General features: G+C 54.9%; 1 protein-coding gene. It reads right to left on the bottom strand.

The features are described from left to right. Nucleotides 1-17 precede the first annotated feature (17 nt). Nucleotides 18-434, bottom strand: a complete 417-nt coding sequence (locus ACR0I8_RS22105) for an MBL fold metallo-hydrolase (RefSeq protein WP_480703677.1) — start codon at nt 432-434, stop codon at nt 18-20. Nucleotides 435-623 lie beyond the last annotated feature (189 nt).

Consider the following 623-nt stretch of genomic DNA (forward strand, 5'->3'; position numbering starts at 1 on the left):
CGGAACCCCTTCTGTGATCAGCGATAGAATTCTGGTGCTTTTTTCAGTACAGGCCATTGCTCTGGACAATGTCCATAAATCACGAAGGCATCCCGCTGGGATGCCAGACGCATGAGTCGGTCCGCGCTTGCAATCGCGCCCTGCTCATCCCATGACCCCGCGAACTTCTCGTCGATCTCCGCGGGCCGGGAGATTGCATCGCTGGTCAGCAAGAATACACCCGATGGAAGATCAACCATTATGGCGATCTGACCCGGTGCGTGTCCGGGGGCTACCAGCACTGTAAGACCAGGTCCGATTCCAACATCGCCTTCAACCTCAAAATAATTCCGATTGGGCCATTCCAAGGGTTGGACATCGCCCCAATAAAGCGGTCGCGGTAAGGCCCGTTCTGTGGCTGATATTAGGATAACTGAGATACGTTTGCTCGGCATGCAACTGGCTTGGTTGTGCAGTTGGCGGATCGCATCCGATCGGAGTACGGTCCGCGACAAAGGCGACCCGTTGAATCGCCTAAAATCCCTTGTCGGAATCAACGATCTCGAATGTCATTTCTGACGGCTCAACTGCCCATTGTGCATTCTGGCGCAGCCAGGCGGTGCCCCCGATGTTAAAACCTGAGA

It is taken from the genome of Ruegeria sp. BG9, from assembly GCF_056538305.1.